This window comes from Brevibacillus panacihumi W25 (assembly GCF_000503775.1).
GTDB lineage: Bacteria > Bacillota > Bacilli > Brevibacillales > Brevibacillaceae > Brevibacillus > Brevibacillus panacihumi_A.
This window is the reverse complement of sequence record NZ_KI629782.1, coordinates 970,247-987,770: the sequence shown is the minus strand read 5'-3', so window position 1 is coordinate 987,770 and position 17,524 is coordinate 970,247. Positions and strand designations below refer to the sequence as shown.

Here is a 17,524-nt window from a genome sequence, read left to right as displayed (position 1 = left end):
TACTTAAGCGGAATGCTTCTGATTCTGCTTTCGCTGCTTTGCATTTTCCAGCCATTCCTTGATCGGCAGCTCTGCCAGAATCATGCCGACGAAGATCAACAGACAGCCCACGAGCTGACGTCCGCTTAGGACCTCATGAATGAAGACATACGAAGTAAGGGCGGCAAAAACCGGCTCCAAAGCAAAGATGAGTGCAACCCGTGTAGAGCTGGTCTGCTTCTGCAAGGCGGTCTGGGCGAGGAACGCCAATGCTGTGGCAAAAATAGAAGTGATGAACAAGCCAAAAGCAACTTCCGGGATCAGTAAGATGGCTGGATCGAAGGCGCGCTGATAATCTTCAAACAAGAAAGCGTAAGCCCAGCTTAACAGAGCAACGGTGAACAACTGTATAATCGCCAGCGGCAGGGCGGGAAAACGCGGAGCGTACTTGCCTGTGATGACGATTTGCATCGCGAAGCAGATCGCACAGCCGAAGACGAGAGCATCTCCCAGGTTGAACGTAAAGCTCTGGTTCTGTGTCAGCAAATACAGACCAAAGGCGGCCATGATGACACCGACAATCGCAGCAGGCTTGACTCGATCCCGCAAAATCAGGAAGGAGAAAAGCGGGACCAACACTACAGACAGCCCTGTGATAAAACCAGCTTTGGAAGGTGTCGTGTAGAGAAGGCCGACGGTTTGCAGCGCGTAGCCCAAGCAAAGCCAAAAGCCGAGGATGGCTCCAGAGACGAGAAGCGGGCCGCGCCACTCTTTCCATTGCTTGCGGTACAAGATGATTTGAAGCAGAAATAAGAACAAGGCCGCGATCGTAAAGCGTACAGCGTTAAAGCTGTTGGGCGGCAAAGAGGCGATTGCCTGCTGTACGATGAGGAAGGTGCTTCCCCAAATGAAGGCGACCAACAGTAGGGTGATGTCGGCCATCCATGGTTTTTTCAAAACTTCTCTACTCCTTATCTGTGAATTCGCAATTTCTTGACACGTTCTTGTATAGCCTGCATGATACGGCATTCCCGCGGAGAGCGCAAGCGGATTTCGCACCATTCCAGCAAGCGGGAAAAGCAGCGAGAGGACTTTGGAATCTGTTGGGAGTGTCGCCAGTTAATAAACTTTTCACAATTACGCATGGTTCTTTTGGGACATAATGATATAATGATAGTGAATTTTACACAGGGAACGACAAGGAACGTCAATCTGGGAGGATGTCATGGATATACTTTTGCTGGGACTCAATTATAGAACAGCACCAGTCGAAATTCGCGAAAAATTTACCTTTAGCGATGACGGGACTGAGCGGGCTCTTCATCTTCTCTCCCAGACGAAGAGTATCGCAGAATGCATTATTATCGGCACGTGCAACCGCACTGAGATATACGTGGTATGTGATCAGGCCAATATCGGACGGGATTATACCCTGCGCTTTCTGGCGGAGTGGTTTGGCGTGGAGAAAGAGTCTTTTAAGCAACATCTCTATATAAAGCAGCAGGAGCAAGCGATTGATCACTTGCTGCGGGTGTCCGCTGGTCTGGACTCGATGGTCATGGGGGAAACGCAGATTCTCGGCCAGGTGCGGGACGCTTTCATGCTTGCCCAGCGTTGCAAGACCACAGGAACGGTCTTCAACACCTTGTTCAAGCAAGCGATCACCTTTGCCAAACGGGCGCATACCGAGACTGCAATCGGCCAAAATGCCGTCTCCGTCAGCTATGCGGCGATCGAGTTGGGCAAAAAGATCTTCGGCTCTTTTGCGGGCAAGTCCGTACTGATTATCGGTGCAGGCAAAATGAGCGAGTTGACCGCCAAGCATCTGCATGCCAACGGCTCGGACAAAGTGATTGTGGCGAACCGGACATTGGAGCGGGCTCAGCTTTTGGCTGAGAAATTCAAAGGGGACGCCTGTACCATGGAGCAGTTGCCGGAGGCGCTGCTCACCGCAGACGTCGTCATCAGCTCTACGGGTGCTGCCGGCTATGTGCTGGGCAAAAAAGAGCTGGCACCCATCATGAAGCAGCGGAAACACCGCCCTTTGTTCATGGTGGACATCGCGGTGCCCCGAGACTTGAATCCCGACCTGCACGATCTGGATAATGTCTATCTCTATGATATTGATGATCTGGAAGGGATTGTGGCAAGCAACGTGGCTGAGAGATCACGGGAAGCACAGCGTCTGGATTCCATGATCGAAGAAGAGATCGTTGCCTTCACCACTTGGTACCAGACCTTGGGTGTAGCTCCGCTGATTGCCGCACTGCGGGAAAAAGCGCTGGGCATTCACAGCGAAGCCATGCGCAAGATCGAGAACAAGCTGCCAGAGCTCACTGAGCGGGAGATACATATCATCCGCAAAACGACCAAAGGGATTGTCAATCAATTGATGCATGATCCCGTGGTCCGTCTGAAAGAGATGGCGGCCAGCAAAAAAGGAGACGATGTGCTGGATATCTTTACGACGATGTTCGCGCTGGAGGAAATTTTGGAGCGGACAGAGAAGGAAGCAGTCTGGGCGGAAGAGAAAAAGACACAACGTGCTCCCCAGGAAAAAGTTCTCGTCTCTTCTGATTCCTAGAAGGGACGCGGGCGTCCACAGACAGAAACTTGAAAGAGAAAGAGAGGAGAGCGTACATGGCTGATGTAAGATGGATCTATGATCTGACCATCTTTCTCTACGCTGCGAGTGTTCTCTTCTATCTTAACGACTTCTTGCAGAGCAATCGGAAAGTCAATCGTTTGGCTTTCGGGTTGCTTGCTGTCGTTTGGGCCTTGCAAACCGCTTTTTTTGTCTCGCAAGCGATAACCAAGGCCTATTTTCCGGTCATTACCTTGTTTGAGACACTTTTCTTTTACTCATGGGTGCTGGTAAGTCTATCCCTTGCCATTCACTATTTTTTTCGCATAGATTTACTGGTTTTTTTTACTAATATCATCGGTTTCGTCGTGCTGGTCTTGTCCATGTTTTTGCCGGAGACGCCGATCAAGGCTGTTTCCCATATCCTGACCTCCGAGCTGCTATTGACTCATGTGACGCTCGCGATATTCAGCTATGGGGCCTTTTCTCTATCCATGGTCTTTTCCGTGATGTACCTGTTTCAGCACAAAATGCTCAAGGAGCGCAAATGGACGCCTCTCTTGCGCAGGCTTCCGAGTCTGGACCAGCTCGAAGCGTATGCCTACCGGATGAACATGCTGGGGGTGCCGATGCTCTTGCTGTCCATCGTACTCGGTACGATCTGGGGGAAAATGGTGCTTCCGGAGAAATTTTTGCTTGATACCAAGGTGTTTTTCTCCCTGCTGCTTTTAGCCGCGTACTCTTTTTGGCTATACAAACGGTATCGGGATACATGGCAAAAGAGGCGTCTGGCACAAGCCAATATTTTGGCATTCGCCCTTTTGCTGATCAACTTTTTCGGAGTCAATACTTCAAATTTTCACAGCTGGTGGTAAGGGCTGTCTAGGGAGGCCGTTATGAAAAAATGGAACGTAGGGACGCGTCGCAGTCGTTTGGCGCTTACCCAGACCAATTGGGTCGTGGAACAACTGCAGAAGCTTGAGCCAAATGCAAGTTTTGAGCTGCATGAGATCGTGACCAAGGGAGACAAAATTCTCGATGTGACGCTTTCCAAAGTAGGGGGCAAAGGATTGTTTGTGAAGGAAATCGAGCAGTCCTTGTACGAGAAAGAGACGGATTTCGCGGTGCACAGTCTAAAGGACATGCCGGCAGAACTGCCTGAGGGTTTGGTCATCGGGGCGATTCCGAAGCGGGTCGATCCGCGGGATGTGCTTCTCTCCAAAGACGGCAAAACACTGGATGAATTGCCGCAGGGGGCATTGGTCGGCACGAGCAGTCTGCGTCGCGCGGCACAACTCCTGGCTTATCGGCCTGACTTGCAGATCGAGTCTGTGCGGGGAAACATCGACACGCGCATGCGCAAGCTGCATGAAGGCAATTTCGATGCTATCATTCTCGCAGCAGCTGGATTGGAGCGCGTCAATTTTGAAGGAGAGATTTCCCAATTTATTCCAGTCGAAATCAGTCTTCCTGCTGTCGGTCAAGGAGCTTTGGCGATCGAGTGCCGATCCGATGATGAAGAGACACTTGCTCTGCTTCGCCGTCTGGACGACGAGCCGACACGACAGGCGGTCACGGCCGAGCGCACCTTCCTGCACAAGCTGCAAGGGGGATGTCAGGTTCCGATCGGCGCATACGCTACCGTGACGGATGGCGTAATTCAGATCACCGGTATGGTCGGCTCCCCGGACGGCAAGCAGATGTGCAAAAGCTCGGCTTCCGGGAGCGATCCGGTGGCAGTAGGCTTGCAGGTAGCGGAGGCCGTACTGAAGCAGGGAGCGGCGGACATTTTGGCGAAAGTACTGCAGGAGAATGAAAAATGATGAGCGGTGAAGCCTACACCGAAACAACAAGGCCGCTTGCAGGCAAGTGCGTCATGGTGACGCGGGAGCGCAGCCAAGCGAAAGAGATGGTGGAAAAGATCGAGGCATTGGGAGGAGAAGCTTATGCTTTTCCGCTCTTGAAAATGATTCCGCCACAAGACTGCACGAAGCTGGATGCTGCGATTCACGAACTGGCCAGCTATGATTGGGTGATGTTCACCAGCGTGAATGGCGTCCGGTACTTTTTTGCCCGCATGGATCAACTGGGAGTACCCGCAGCACGCATCACGGGCCAGCTGGCGGCCGTCGGACCCAAAACAGCAGCAGCGCTGGAAGAACGGGGACTTCAGGTAGCCGTCATCCCCGGCGAATATGTGGCGGAGGGCTTGTTGACCAGCCTGGGTAATCAGCTTCATGCAGGACAGCGCGTTCTTCTGCCACGAGCGGATATCGCACGAAAAGTCCTGCCGCAGGAACTGCTGGCGATGGGCATGGACGTGACGGAGGTGGATGTCTACCACACCGTGATCGATGCTGAGCAGGCGCCAGAGGCAGTTGGACGCATTCAAAAAGGCGAAATTGACGCCATCTTGTTTACCAGCTCGTCGACCGTGACCCATTTCGTCCAGGCGATGGCTCCTTATGCGACACCGGGGTGGCTTGCGCGGGTAAAGATTGCCTGCATCGGCCCCATAACGGCTGAGACAGCGCAACGACTCGGATTGACCGTAGATGTTGTGGCGCAGGAATATACTGTGGATGGCTTGCTGGAGGCTGTAACGAAAAATATGGGAGGGGAACACGCATGACAAGCAAATTTGATCGTCACCGCCGCTTGCGCAGCAGTGCGGCGATGCGCAGTCTGGTTCGGGAAAATCACGTACGGGTAGAGGATTTGATCTATCCGCTATTTGTCGTGGAAGGCCAGAACATCAAGGAACAGATTCCTTCGATGCCGGGAGTCTATCATTTTTCACTGGATCGTCTTGCAGAAGAAATGAAAGAAATCGCTGCAGCAGGCATCAAGTCCGTGCTGATGTTCGGCGTACCGGAGCACAAGGACGCATGCGGCTCTGAAGCGTACAACGATCAGGCGATTACGCAGCAAGCGATTCGCCAGATCAAGGAAGCGTATCCGGAAATGATCGTGATCGCAGACACCTGTCTGTGCCAGTATACGGATCACGGCCATTGCGGCGTCCTGCATGAAGGCCAGGTCGTCAACGACGAAACTCTGAAGCTGCTGGCTCAGACCGCTGTCTCCCAGGCCAAAGCCGGGGCTGACATCATCGCGCCCTCCAACATGATGGACGGTTTTGTCATTGCGATCCGCGAAGGCTTGGACGAAGCAGGCTTCGCCCACATCCCGATCATGTCCTACGCGGTGAAATACGCGTCTGCCTTCTACGGACCATTCCGCGATGCGGCGCATTCGACTCCGCAGTACGGCGACCGCAAAAGCTATCAGATGGACCCTGCCAATGCGCGTGAAGGCTTGCTGGAAGCTGAGTCCGACATCAAAGAAGGCGCGGATTTCCTGATCGTGAAGCCGGGTCTGGCCTTTATGGACATGGTCTTGCGTCTGCGTGAGAACTTCCATGTGCCGATTGTCGCCTACAACGTAAGCGCGGAATATTCGATGGTCAAGGCTGCAGCCGCCAATGGCTGGATCGACGAAGAGCAGATTGTGATGGAAACACTGGTCGGCTTCAAGCGTGCCGGGGCTGATCTGATCATTACGTACCATGCCAAAGACGTGGCAAAATGGTTGGCGAGGTGAACGACATGAATCGTGAAAAATCATCGCAGTTTTTTGCAGAGGCGCAGACCTACATACCGGGAGGCGTCAACTCTCCGGTGCGGGCGTTCAAAAGCGTCGGAGGCAATCCGGTCTACATCGCCAAAGGGGAAGGCTCCCGCATCTATGATGTGGACGGAAACAGCTACATTGATTACATTGGCTCCTGGGGACCGCTGATTTTGGGGCATGCTCATCCGCAGGTGCTGGCAGCCATTACAGAAGTGGCGGCATTGGGAACCAGCTTTGGTGCTCCTACCGAACGAGAAACCGAGATGGCGAAGCTCGTTTGTCAGCTCGTTCCTTCTGTGGAAGTGGTCCGCATGGTCAACTCCGGTACAGAAGCGACCATGAGCGCTCTGCGTCTCGCGCGCGGCTATACCAAGCGCAATAAAATCATGAAGTTCGAAGGCTGCTACCACGGTCATGCCGACAGTCTGCTGATCAAAGCAGGATCGGGTGTCGCGACGCTCGGCTTGCCTGACAGCCCGGGAGTACCCGAAGGCACGGCGCAAAATACGATCACAGTGCCATACAACGACTTGGATAGTGTGAAGCTGGCGTTTGAACACTTTGGCGAGGATCTGGCGGCTGTCATCGTCGAGCCGATCGGCGGAAACATGGGTGTTGTCCCTCCTTTGCCAGGCTTTTTGGAGGGATTGCGTCAGATTACAGAGCAATACGGCACTCTGCTGATCTTCGACGAGGTCATGACAGGCTTCCGCGTCGCATTGGGCGGTGCGCAAGAGCGGTTCGGCATCACGCCTGACCTGACAACCATGGGGAAAGTGATCGGCGGCGGCTTGCCTGTCGGCGCTTACGGCGGCAAACGGGAAATCATGCAGCAGATCGCTCCGGCAGGTCCGATCTACCAAGCAGGAACACTCTCCGGGAATCCGCTCGCGATGGCGGCAGGTCTGACTACCCTTCAGGAGCTGTCCAAGCCAGGTGTGTATGAACGGCTGGAAAAACTGTCGGCACGACTTGGCGAAGGGCTTGCCGAAAACGCGGCGAAGCTGGGAATCCCTCATACCTTGAACCGCGTAGGCTCGATGGTTTGCCTGTTCTTCACCGATACACCGGTCGTCAATTACGAGACTGCGAAGACCTCCGACCTGGAGCGCTTCTCCGCCTACTTCAGCCATCTGCTCGACGACGGCATCATGATTCCTCCTTCTCAGTTCGAAGGAATGTTCGTCTCCCTGGCGCACACAGAGGAAGACATTGAGCGCACTATCGAGGCAAGCTACCGGGCAATGCAAAAGCTGTAAGTATCATCAAGGGTTGTCCCACACGTCAACAGACGTAAAGGACAGCCTTTTTTGCTTTCTTACAGGATTTCCCTTCCTTTGGTGCGAATAGAAATAAGATGGCTTGATCGAAAAAAGGAGTGAATCTCCATGACAGGGACGATTGTCAGGCTTCCAGAAAAGCACTTTATCGGGATGAGTTTTTCCGGGTCATTCCAGACGCTTATAGCGGGAATGCCCGGTCATTGGGGAGATTTTCTCAAGCGCCAGGATGAAATTGCGCAGGTGATCGAACCGACTGTCCGCTATGACATCAGCGATGAAAATCGCAGCTTTCAGATGCATACCGAATACGTGGCCGTCGAAGTCGAAAATTTTGCCCATATTCCGCAGAAGATGGTCGGGTTTACGATTCCAGCACGCACCTATGCGAAATTCACCCATGTTGGACCGATGACGCAGGTGCAAAATACGTATACGCAGTTGTTTCAATGGCTGCATGCACAGGGGCTGCAGATGGATGAATCCGCATTGCGCTTGGAGCGATATGACGAGCGATACATTCCTTCTATGCATGCTGCGGATCGGGTTGAAAATACATATGAGATTTTCATTCCATTGCTCGATAAGTAGGAGAATGCGGATGAAGGCAACCTTTTTTCAAAAGATCAAGTCAGAAAGAGAGAAAACCAACACCGTAATCGGAGTGGAATTGAAAGAGGGATCATAGTGAGCATGATTGGAATTGACTTGGGAACCACGAACAGCCTTGTCGCCTATTGGGACAAGGATCAGGCTGTGATCATCCCCAACGTGCTGGGGGAGCATTTGACGCCGTCGATTGTCAGCGTGGATGAGAATGGCAGCATTTTGGTGGGACGAATCGCGCAAGAGCGGCTGATTACCCATCCGCATCTGACCGCGTCTACCTTTAAACGTTTTATGGGTACGGAAAAAAAGTACACACTGGGACAACATACATTCACGCCCGAAGAGCTGTCCTCCTTTGTCCTGAAATCCTTGAAAGCGGATGCCGAGGCTCATTTGGGAGTAGAAATCACGGAAGCGGTAATCAGCGTTCCCGCTTATTTTAATGATTCCCAGCGCAAAGCGACGAAACGGGCGGCGGAAATCGCGGGATTGAAAGTAGAGCGTCTGATCAGCGAGCCGACAGCGGCAGCCATTGCCTATGGCTTGCATCAGGAAAAGCCGGAAACCAAGTTTCTCGTCTTTGACCTTGGAGGAGGGACTTTTGACGTCTCCGTGCTAGAACTGTTTGAAGGCATTATGGATGTCAAATCCATCGCTGGAGATAATTTTCTCGGTGGAGAAGATTTTACAGAAATCCTGATTGCGCATTTTTTGGAAAAACACAAGCTGGAGCTCGCATCTCTAGACACCAAAACCCAATCGGCGCTCTATAAACAGGCCGAAACCTGCAAGCTCGCCCTGGGGCAGGAAACCAGTGCGACGATGAGCCTGACGATTCAGGATCAATCCTACGAGCTGCGGCTGGATCGGACGGAGTATGAAAAACTGGCTCATCCACTGTTGCTGCGCCTGCGCAAACCCATCGAACGGGCATTGCGGGACGCCTCGCTCTCCCCGTCCGATCTCGACGCGGTAATCCTGATCGGCGGTGCGACACGGCTGCCGCTGATCAAGCATGTCATCGGACGCATGTTTGGACGCATGCCGTACACCAATATCAACCCTGACGAAACAGTTGCTTTGGGCGCGGCGATCCAGACGGCTTTGAAACAACGCAATCAAGCTCTAGAGGAGATCATTCTCACGGATGTTTGCCCGTATACGTTGGGGACGAGTGTCGTACAGGAGCTGGGGAATGGCCAATTGTCATCCGGCCACTTTTTCCCGATCATCGAACGAAACACGCCGATTCCGGTCAGTCGGGTTGAGCGTCTGTACACCGTATACGACAATCAAAAACGTTTGACTGTCGCGGTCTATCAGGGTGAAAGCAGGCTTGTCGAACATAATATCAAGCTTGGCGAGCTGCAAATCAAAATACCCCCTGCCCCTGCGGGAGAGCAGTCGATCGATGTCCGCTATACCTATGACATCAATGGAATTCTTGAGGTCGAGGTGGTCAGCGTCTCGACAGGGGAGAAAAAGCGGGTCGTGATCGAGCAAAATGAAGGCAGCATGACCAAGGAACAGATCGAGGCACGTTTGCGGGAATTGGAGGATATCAAGATCCATCCGCGTGACCGTACCGAAAACCGTTTGCTGATCGCAAAAGGAGAGCGGCTGTATGAAGAGTCTCTTGGAGAGCGGCGCGAGGCCATCGCCATCGCTATACAGCAGTTCGAGAAAGCCTTGCTGACCCAAAACGACAAGGAAATCAAGAAAGCCACCGAACTATTCAAGGAACGGCTGGAGCAGATGGAAAGGTGGATGGATTTCTCGTGAGCGTATGGGATATCTTGGAGATCGATCCGACCGGGGAAGAATCCGTCATCAAAAAAGCGTACGCCAAAAAGCTCAAGCAGCATCACCCCGAGGATGATCCGGAAGGATATCAACGGCTTCGGGAAGCGTATGATTCAGCCCTCAAGCAAGCCAAGCATATCGCTGCCGCTCCCCCGACTTCCGCAGTCATGAATGAGGAAGATCCGGATGCCGACGAGGAATGGATGTGGCAGGATGAGGACGAGGAATGGGAAGAAGATTCGGATGAAATCGTCTTGCCAGAAATCGAAGAGCACCCTGTCCGCCGTTTTCTAGAACAGGTCGAGGAGTTGTACGAAGATTTTCCATCGCGTATCGAGCCCGACTCTTGGAAAGCTTTGCTGGACTCAGACATTGTCTGGGATGTAGAGCAAAGTCAGTCGCTGCAGGACGGACTGATCTCCTTTTTGGAGGATTCGCACCATCTCCCGCACAGTGTCTGGGAGGTGCTGGATCAGGTGTTTCGATTCAGCGCGGACAAGGAAGCACTGCTGGAACGTTACCCGGAGTATTTCGTAGCGTACATGCTCCGCCAGATCAATGGCTCGATGGAGCTTCGCTACGATTGTTTTCGCGGTGTAGAGACAATCGATGACGTAGACATCGAGTATTACCTCTCTTTGCGGGAAGACGCCCAGGAGATGTTGAGCGATGGCGATCTGGAGGAAGCAAAAGAACTTCTGGATACCGCCTATGAGATGTTTTCCGACGATCCCGATCTGGAGCTGATGCGAAGCAAGTATTTTCTTGCAGTGGGCGAAACGGACCAAGCGCTGGAAAGTCTTCAGCACGTCATTGAGCTAAGCCCGGAAGATTGGGATGGACATTGGCATCGGGCGCAGTTGCTCCACGATCTTAAGCGTTACGAGGAGGCCTTGGCTGATTTGGAGGTTCTGCTCCAGCAGGAACCTCATAATTCGCATGTGCTGAGTCTGGCGGGGCGCTGTCATCTCGGACTTGGGCAGCTTGAGGAAACCAGGGAGAAGATGAAGCTATCCTATGAACAAGACAACACGCACATCAACACGTTTGTGTATTGGTATATGGCGGGTAACAAGCATTTCTACGAGCAGCCACCAATAAAGCCCGCTGATCGTCGCAAAGCGCGTCTGCACACCTTCTACTACTGGGCAGTGGTCTACCTTCGCATGACCTGGCTGCCAATCATCCTTTATACGATGCTTGAAGTGTTCTTCGATTTGCCTGCAATCTGCAACCGCTTGTTTATTCTGATCCTGCTCTGGAATTTATGGAGAATGATCAGGTCAGAACGCTTTATCTCAACCTAGAAAGGAGTAACCCTGTATGCGAAAGCACTACAGCAGGAAGAAGCAAAGGCATCTAGAGATGTACTTTCGCTGTCTGTCCAGTTTTTGCAACGACAGTCTTCTGACCAACTACTATCTCCTTTACGAGTTTCATCCCATCGAGCGATGGCTTCGAAACCACCTGTTGAAACAGGCTTTGGTGTTATGGGATATAAAGGATGCGGCGTCTTTGAAAGAGCGAATCCGCTGGTTGCTGGATGACGGCGGACGCATGGAATACAAGGAATTGCATCATCAGCTATTGGCACTGACAGAGGCAGCACGCCGCAGGTATATCGAGACCGCCGAGGATGATCTGAAGCATGCCAAGCGCAAAGTGGTGCATACGTTTCTTCCCCAATTGCCGTCTGGCGAGATTGCGGCGTTCGGAGGGGGATGGGCGATCTATCTAAGTCGGGTAGGGCTGGCCTACGGGTATCTGACGAAAGAAGAAGCATGGATATACAAGATAGAGGCTGCCCGTTATATCCAACAGCATTACAGCAGTTGGGGCGAATATATCACCGCTATTGCTGCAGGAAACATTTTCAAATCGTCAGATAAACAGATGACACGTAACAGACCGATCATCAATATGGCCAGTTCCTTCCTTGGCAGAAGTACATTGGTCAAGAAAGTCGTTTGGGAGCAGGATTTGCAGCCGGATAAGGCAGTGAGCCTGCCAAAACAGGAGCAAGTCTCGGTCTGAGTTTTTTCGGATGCTGGATTCAATCGGGTACATACCCTGCATGGAGACGCAGGAGGCATCAGAGCTGGACAGCCTTCAACCGTCAGATGTGCTGGTCTGGAAGAATCAGGCAGGGGAAGGCATCCATGCTGCATATTGTATCGCATCGGGCTTCGTATTCAATAAAATGGGGCAGTCCTGGGAACAGCCCTGGTCCGTCATCGACATCAAAGAAATCTTGGATTACGCCGAGGTGATTTCTGGGGGTGGAAAGATTGTCATTTACCGAAAAAGCAACCCCGAATGAGACCTGTCTTTTTTTCGCCCGCCATGCCCATTCAGTCTATTCTGCGGATGAATACGGCAGGCCACTGAGCGAGCGTGGCTATCAAGATGCCCAGCGAGTAACAGAAATCCTGAAGACAGAAAACATCAATCGAATCCTCTCCAGTCCCTACAGACGCGCCATTGAGACCGTGGAGGGGATAAGCAGATTCCTGGGTATCGAAATTGAACGGAAAGAGGATTTTAAAGAGAGAGTGGTAGCCAGTCATCCCGTCGAGGATTTCGCTTTGGCGATGGCGAAGCTGTGGGGAGACGAACAGTTTGCTTGGCCGGGAGGGGAGTCGAACCAAACGGCCCGAGCCAGAGGCGTGCATGCAGTCAATAGGGTACTGGAAACCTATCCGGGTGAAAACATCGTCATCGCAACACATGGAAATCTCATGGTCCTCACGATGAACCAATTTGACAGCAGGTATGACTTCTCCTTTTGGAAACAACTTGCGATGCCGGATGTGTACAAGCTCACTTTTGAAGGAATGCAATGGCGAGAGGCTCGAAGACTATGGGTACCCCAATAGGATGCAGTCTGAACAACGAACATGAGGAAAAGGCAGGGGATCAGCATGAAGAAACAGGTACAACTCAAAAATGGTACGCGCATCTCTTACCAGGAAGCAGGCTCGGGTGATACCCCCATCGTTTTGCTGCACGGCTTTTGCGGAAGCAGTGATTACTGGCATCTGGTCCTGCCGCTGCTGTCGGCCTCGCATCGCGTGATCGCCGTAGATCTTCCCGGACACGGCGACAGCTCGGCACCAGGTCCCGATGAGACTTACTCCATAGAGCTTTTTGCTGAAAATCTGCACGCTTGGGCGCAAGAGACAGGGCTGGATCGCTTTCACCTGTTTGGCCACTCTCTCGGAGGCTACATCACGCTGGCCTTTGCCGAGCAATACGCGGATCTGTTGAAAAGCTTCGGATTGATCCATTCCACGCCTTTTCCAGATGACGAGGCAGCCCGCCAGAATCGGGACAAGGGAGCGGAAAGCATCAAGAGCAATGGCATCGAGCCCTTTATCAAGGCACTGGTCCCCAAGCTTTTTGCGCCGAACCATGTGCAGACCATGCCGGAGCAACTGGCTTTGGCCAAAGAAATCGGCCTTGGGACCGATCCAAACGGTGCCATTCAGACCCTGAGGGCGATGCGGGATCGAAAAGATCGGCTTCGTGTTTTGCAAGAGGCGGTTTTACCCATTTTGCTGGTGGCAGGCAAAGAGGATCAAGTCATCCCGCCTGAGAAAACCTTTGTCGTCCAAAAGGCTCAGGTTCAACAGGTGCTGTTGCCGAGTGCAGGCCATATGGGGATGCTGGAGGTTCCGGAAGAGCTGGCAGGAGCGATCAAAACATTCCTCGATCAGCTTTAGAATCTTTACTAGCATTATATTTTTTAGGTAAAATGTTCCGATCTATCAACCCAATTTCTTCATATTTTGATATAATGGTCACGAGTTTGGACTTACTAGATACATAATAGAGAGGGGAAATTTGCGATGAAAAAAGCACGTCGGATCACGATGACAGCATTCGCATCGGTTGTCTTTGCTTCTCTGATGGCGACATCGGCCTTCGCGGCACCGCTTCATCCAGTGCAACACACAGATTGGATGGTTAAAAAATCAATCCTGTCCGCGGGACAAAACGGGGACTTGGCCCTCGACCGCAATATCACCTTGGCAGAAGCAGTTGTTGTTTTCGCCAAGCTGAAGCAGGAAAAAGTAGAGAATGCGGCTGGTGGTCATTGGTCGACGCCTTTTCTGAACTGGGGAAAAGCGAACGGGGCCATTACGGATGCTGATTTTGCCCATCCAGGAAAACCTGTAACTTCTGCCAAACTGGTGGAAATGGCCAAAAAATTCGGATATGATCTGACGCTGGAGCAAAAAGCGCAAGTAACTCGCGGTGAATTCTTCCAGGCGTTGGGAGATGCAGCCACTACCCATATCACAATCGCGCATACCAACGACGTGCATGGACACATCCAAGAAGACAAGGGACAAAAAGAGTTTGGCTATGCGAAAATCGCTACACTGCTGAAGGAATGGCGTGAGGAAAACGAGAACTTCCTGTTGCTTGACGCAGGCGATACCTTCCAGGGAACGATCTTCGTCAACCAGTTCAAAGGGGAGTCTATCGTTCCGATTCTCAACAGCCTGGACTACAATGTCATGGCAGCCGGGAACCATGAGTTCGACTTCGGCTACGAGCAATTGCTGAAGCTGCGCGATTCTTTGGATCATCCTGTCATCTCCGCCAACGTGTTCAAGGCAGATGGCAAGGAACTGCTTGTCCCTACCTTCAAAGCTGAAATCGGCGGCAAGAAGTTTGCCTTCCTCGGATTTGTAGCAGAAGATACACCGATTCTGACACACCCGGACAACGTCAAAGGACTCACCTTCAAGAGCCCTGTAGAAGTAGCGAAGGCAGTCGTTCCTGAACTGAAAAAAGAAGTGGATCACGTGATTGTTGTTTCCCACATCGGGATCAATGTAGACCGTGAGATTGCCGAAAACGTGCCAGGCATCGACCTGATCGTCGGCGGTCACTCCCATACGCCTCTGAAGACACCAGAAGTGGTAAACGGAACTTACATCGTTCAGGACTGGGAGTATGGCAAGTCCTTGGGTCGTGCCGATCTCTACTACCTGGGTGAAGAACTCGTCGCTTTCAGCGGTGGACTGAAAGAGTATGACGAGGCAGTAACACCTGATCCGGAGATCGACAAAATGGTCAAGGAGATCGTCACTAAAATCGATACTGTGATGAATGTGGTCATCGCCAAATCGGAAGTGCCACTCGACGGCGACCGCAACCTGGTCCGCAAGAAAGAGACCAATGTGGGGAACCTGATCGCAGATATCATGGTGGAGCGTACGCAATCCATTCCTGGCTACGAAGCCGATATCGCTTTGGCGAATGGCGGCGGAATCCGCACTCAATTGGAAGCTGGCGATATCACCAAGAAAGACCTGTACACCTTGCTCCCATTTGAGAACAATACTTTGTCTGTGACTGAAGTCACCGGGGAAGTGTTGAAACAAGTTCTGGAACATGGCGTTAGCGATGTAGAAAACGGCGCAGGACGCTTCCCGCAAATCAGCGGTATGAGCTTTACGTACAGCAAAAGCAAACCAGTAGGTGAGCGCGTCCTTGAAGTGAAGGTAAAAGGCGAACCGCTTGATCTGAAGAAAACCTACAAGCTGGCAACCATCGATTTCCTGGCCGCCGGCGGTGATGGCTACGAAATGTTGAACAAACCGTTCTTCAACAGCGGATTATCCATGTACAGCGTAGTAGAAGCCGCACTGATCGAACGCAAAGTGGTGAATCCAAAAGTAGAAGGCCGCATCGTAGAAGTTGAATAGCCAAGCAAAATGGGGAATGTGATTGCACATTCCCTGTTTTTTTGTCCCTCCCCGCCACTCCGTCGTGGCGACCACCTCAATTACTACCTTGTAATGTATAGTAGTTATCTGGTAGAATCTGACTGGGTGATGAATATGAACGCTCAATTTAAAAAAGGGGTGCTGGAGCTATGCGTGCTTGTCCTGACAGCCAATCGGGACAGATACGGGTACGAACTGGTGGCCAGCATTTCTGAAAAGTTCCAGATTTCTGAAGGGAGTGTCTATCCCTTGCTGCGTCGTCTGACCCAGGAGGGGATGTTTACGACATACTTGGCAGAATCGCAGGAAGGCCCGCCGCGCAAGTATTATCAGCTGACAGAACGGGGCCGCATGTATATGAACGATCTGATTTTGGAGTGGCATGTCTTTAGCCGCGGCGTGAATCGGATCATTGAGGAGGGACTCGGATATGACGAGGCGTGAGTTTATGGACGAATTAAGCACGCTTCTTGCAGATTTGCCTGACAAGGAGCGTTTGGACATTATCGCGGATTACACCGAGCATTTTTTGAGTGGAATCGAGGATGGAAAGACCGAACAGGAAATTGCCGAACAGTTGGGGAGTCCCAAGGCTGTGGCTCGTGAGCTGTTGGCTGGATACCGCATCCATCAGGCACAGACGCATGCTTCCGCAACCAATATCGGCAGAGCCATCCTCGCGACACTCAGCCTCGGTTTTTTTAATCTGCTGTTCGTCTTGGGACCATTTATGGGGTTGGTCGGTGTATTGATCGCCTTTTACAGTGTGGCAGCCACATTGCTGGTAGTACCGGTAGGGTTTCTCTTCTTCCCTCCGAACATGATGGAGACGTCTGAAAATCGCCTTCTTCTCTTGTTTGGCGGGATGGCTTCGATCGGGCTGGGAGGCATGATGTCAATTGGCCTGCTGAGATTGACAGTCTGGCTGTACCGCCAGTTCTTGCGCTATCTCCAATTTAACGTGCAGTTGATCAGGGGGAAATAAAATGATTCGCTGGTTGAAAAGATTGTTTCGCTTCTTTCTATTGCTCTTTCTCGTCGGGGTCTGCGGTCTAATATGGCTGTTTTCCCAGCGTGATGCCTTCTTTTTTACGATAAACAATATCGACGAGCAACGGGTGGTCGACCAGGCGTTTACCTCGGTGGAGATTACGGCGCAGACGTCAGATATCATCATCAAAACAGATCACATTCCATCCGCGCGTCTTCATTTCACTGGCAGCGTGCCCGAGGAAAGGAAAAAGAGTCTCCAGCTTGTCAGCGAAGTTCAACCAAATGGCACGCTAATCGTGAAGATCGTGGAGAATGAAGAGTATTCCTTACTCAAGCCGGGCTTCCATAAGCTGAAACTGGAAATCACGCTCCCGGAAAAAGAAGAACCGTATAAAGTCGTTCGCGTACAAAACTCGTTTGGCGATGTAAGTGCAAGCTCCGTACAGACGGAAAAGGGAAGGTTTGCTACCCATCTTGGAGACATCTCATTGTCTGAGGTCATCGGGGATGACATCCAGGTCAGGACGGATACAGGAGATATCCAGTTGAATAGGGTGCTGGCCGCGATAGAGGTGGATAACTCCCTCGGGGATGTAGAAGTGGTGATTCCCGAACTGGTGCATGACATACGGGCAAAGACAGAGACGGGTGATGTGACGATCAGCATTACGAAGACGCCGACCGAAGCCATTCTTGATTTGGGTACGTCGTTAGGTGACGTTCAGGTGGATTGGGACCGGACTGCAATTAAAACCGGCGGTCCGACGATTTCGGCGAAAACCTCACTTGGAGATATTCGGATTCAATAAGCAGGATTTGGAAAGAATAATGGAATAGGTTCCCAAAATGAAGAAACGATAAGATTTTGACACAAAAGAAAGGGTTTTTGTCGAAACTCAATG

18 protein-coding genes are annotated in these 17,524 nt (G+C 51.8%); 17 read left to right on the top strand and 1 reads right to left on the bottom strand.

Features of this window, described 5'->3' with window-relative positions; genetic code table 11:
• Positions 1-3: 3 nt before the first annotated feature.
• Positions 4-936 carry a DMT family transporter gene (locus T458_RS34175; protein ID WP_023555020.1) on the bottom strand — a complete coding sequence of 311 codons (933 nt, stop codon included), beginning with the start codon at positions 934-936 and terminating at the stop codon, positions 4-6.
• 268 nt (positions 937-1,204) lie between these two features.
• On the opposite strand from T458_RS34175, the gene hemA reads away from it, so the two are divergent.
• The 17 genes from hemA (at position 1,205) to T458_RS34095 (ending at position 17,431) form a co-directional block, all read left to right on the top strand.
• Positions 1,205-2,563 carry a glutamyl-tRNA reductase gene (gene hemA / locus T458_RS34170; RefSeq protein ID WP_023555019.1) on the top strand — a complete coding sequence of 453 codons (1,359 nt, stop codon included), beginning with the start codon at positions 1,205-1,207 and terminating at the stop codon, positions 2,561-2,563.
• Positions 2,564-2,619: 56 nt separating this feature from the next.
• Complete coding sequence (locus T458_RS34165; RefSeq protein ID WP_023555018.1) at positions 2,620-3,438, top strand: cytochrome C assembly family protein; 819 nt, start codon at positions 2,620-2,622, stop codon at positions 3,436-3,438.
• A gap of 21 nt (positions 3,439-3,459) precedes the next feature.
• On the top strand, positions 3,460-4,386 hold the full coding sequence (gene hemC / locus T458_RS34160; protein ID WP_023555017.1) for a hydroxymethylbilane synthase: 927 nt from the start codon (positions 3,460-3,462) through the stop codon (positions 4,384-4,386).
• Positions 4,383-5,195 (top strand): uroporphyrinogen-III synthase, encoded by an 813-nt coding sequence (locus T458_RS34155; RefSeq protein ID WP_023555016.1) that lies wholly within the window; start codon positions 4,383-4,385, stop codon positions 5,193-5,195. Before hemC ends, T458_RS34155 begins: the two co-directional genes overlap by 4 nt.
• Positions 5,192-6,166: a porphobilinogen synthase gene (gene hemB, locus T458_RS34150; protein ID WP_023555015.1), complete on the top strand. Its 975-nt coding sequence runs from the start codon at positions 5,192-5,194 to the stop codon at positions 6,164-6,166. Before T458_RS34155 ends, hemB begins: the two co-directional genes overlap by 4 nt.
• A gap of 5 nt (positions 6,167-6,171) precedes the next feature.
• Positions 6,172-7,455, top strand: a complete 1,284-nt coding sequence (gene hemL, locus T458_RS34145) for a glutamate-1-semialdehyde 2,1-aminomutase (RefSeq protein ID WP_023555014.1) — start codon at positions 6,172-6,174, stop codon at positions 7,453-7,455.
• 129 nt (positions 7,456-7,584) lie between these two features.
• Positions 7,585-8,067: a GyrI-like domain-containing protein gene (locus T458_RS34140; protein ID WP_023555013.1), complete on the top strand. Its 483-nt coding sequence runs from the start codon at positions 7,585-7,587 to the stop codon at positions 8,065-8,067.
• Positions 8,068-8,163: 96 nt separating this feature from the next.
• Positions 8,164-9,867, top strand: a complete 1,704-nt coding sequence (locus T458_RS34135) for a molecular chaperone HscC (RefSeq protein WP_023555012.1) — start codon at positions 8,164-8,166, stop codon at positions 9,865-9,867.
• Complete coding sequence (locus T458_RS0128375; RefSeq protein ID WP_023555011.1) at positions 9,864-11,195, top strand: J domain-containing protein; 1,332 nt, start codon at positions 9,864-9,866, stop codon at positions 11,193-11,195. The genes T458_RS34135 and T458_RS0128375 overlap by 4 nt, the downstream gene beginning before the upstream one ends.
• A 16-nt stretch (positions 11,196-11,211) precedes the next feature.
• Complete coding sequence (locus tag T458_RS34130; protein WP_023555010.1) at positions 11,212-11,922, top strand: DUF1266 domain-containing protein; 711 nt, start codon at positions 11,212-11,214, stop codon at positions 11,920-11,922.
• A 40-nt stretch (positions 11,923-11,962) separates the two neighbouring features.
• A complete protein-coding gene (locus tag T458_RS34125) occupies positions 11,963-12,208 on the top strand; it encodes a hypothetical protein (RefSeq protein WP_216087471.1) in 246 nt (81 codons plus the stop codon).
• The gene (locus T458_RS34120) at positions 12,177-12,764 is read left to right on the top strand and encodes a histidine phosphatase family protein (protein ID WP_023555008.1); all 588 of its coding nucleotides are present in this window, start codon (positions 12,177-12,179) and stop codon (positions 12,762-12,764) included. The genes T458_RS34125 and T458_RS34120 overlap by 32 nt, the downstream gene beginning before the upstream one ends.
• Positions 12,765-12,809: 45 nt before the next feature.
• Positions 12,810-13,610, top strand: a complete 801-nt coding sequence (locus T458_RS34115; protein ID WP_023555007.1) for an alpha/beta fold hydrolase — start codon at positions 12,810-12,812, stop codon at positions 13,608-13,610.
• Between the two features lie 126 nt (positions 13,611-13,736).
• The gene (locus T458_RS34110) at positions 13,737-15,608 is read left to right on the top strand and encodes a bifunctional metallophosphatase/5'-nucleotidase (protein WP_023555006.1); all 1,872 of its coding nucleotides are present in this window, start codon (positions 13,737-13,739) and stop codon (positions 15,606-15,608) included.
• A gap of 135 nt (positions 15,609-15,743) precedes the next feature.
• The gene (locus tag T458_RS34105) at positions 15,744-16,073 is read left to right on the top strand and encodes a PadR family transcriptional regulator (protein WP_023555005.1); all 330 of its coding nucleotides are present in this window, start codon (positions 15,744-15,746) and stop codon (positions 16,071-16,073) included.
• Positions 16,060-16,614 (top strand): HAAS signaling domain-containing protein, encoded by a 555-nt coding sequence (locus tag T458_RS34100; RefSeq protein WP_023555004.1) that lies wholly within the window; start codon positions 16,060-16,062, stop codon positions 16,612-16,614. Before T458_RS34105 ends, T458_RS34100 begins: the two co-directional genes overlap by 14 nt.
• A 1-nt stretch (position 16,615) precedes the next feature.
• Complete coding sequence (locus tag T458_RS34095; protein ID WP_023555003.1) at positions 16,616-17,431, top strand: DUF4097 family beta strand repeat-containing protein; 816 nt, start codon at positions 16,616-16,618, stop codon at positions 17,429-17,431.
• Positions 17,432-17,524 lie beyond the last annotated feature (93 nt).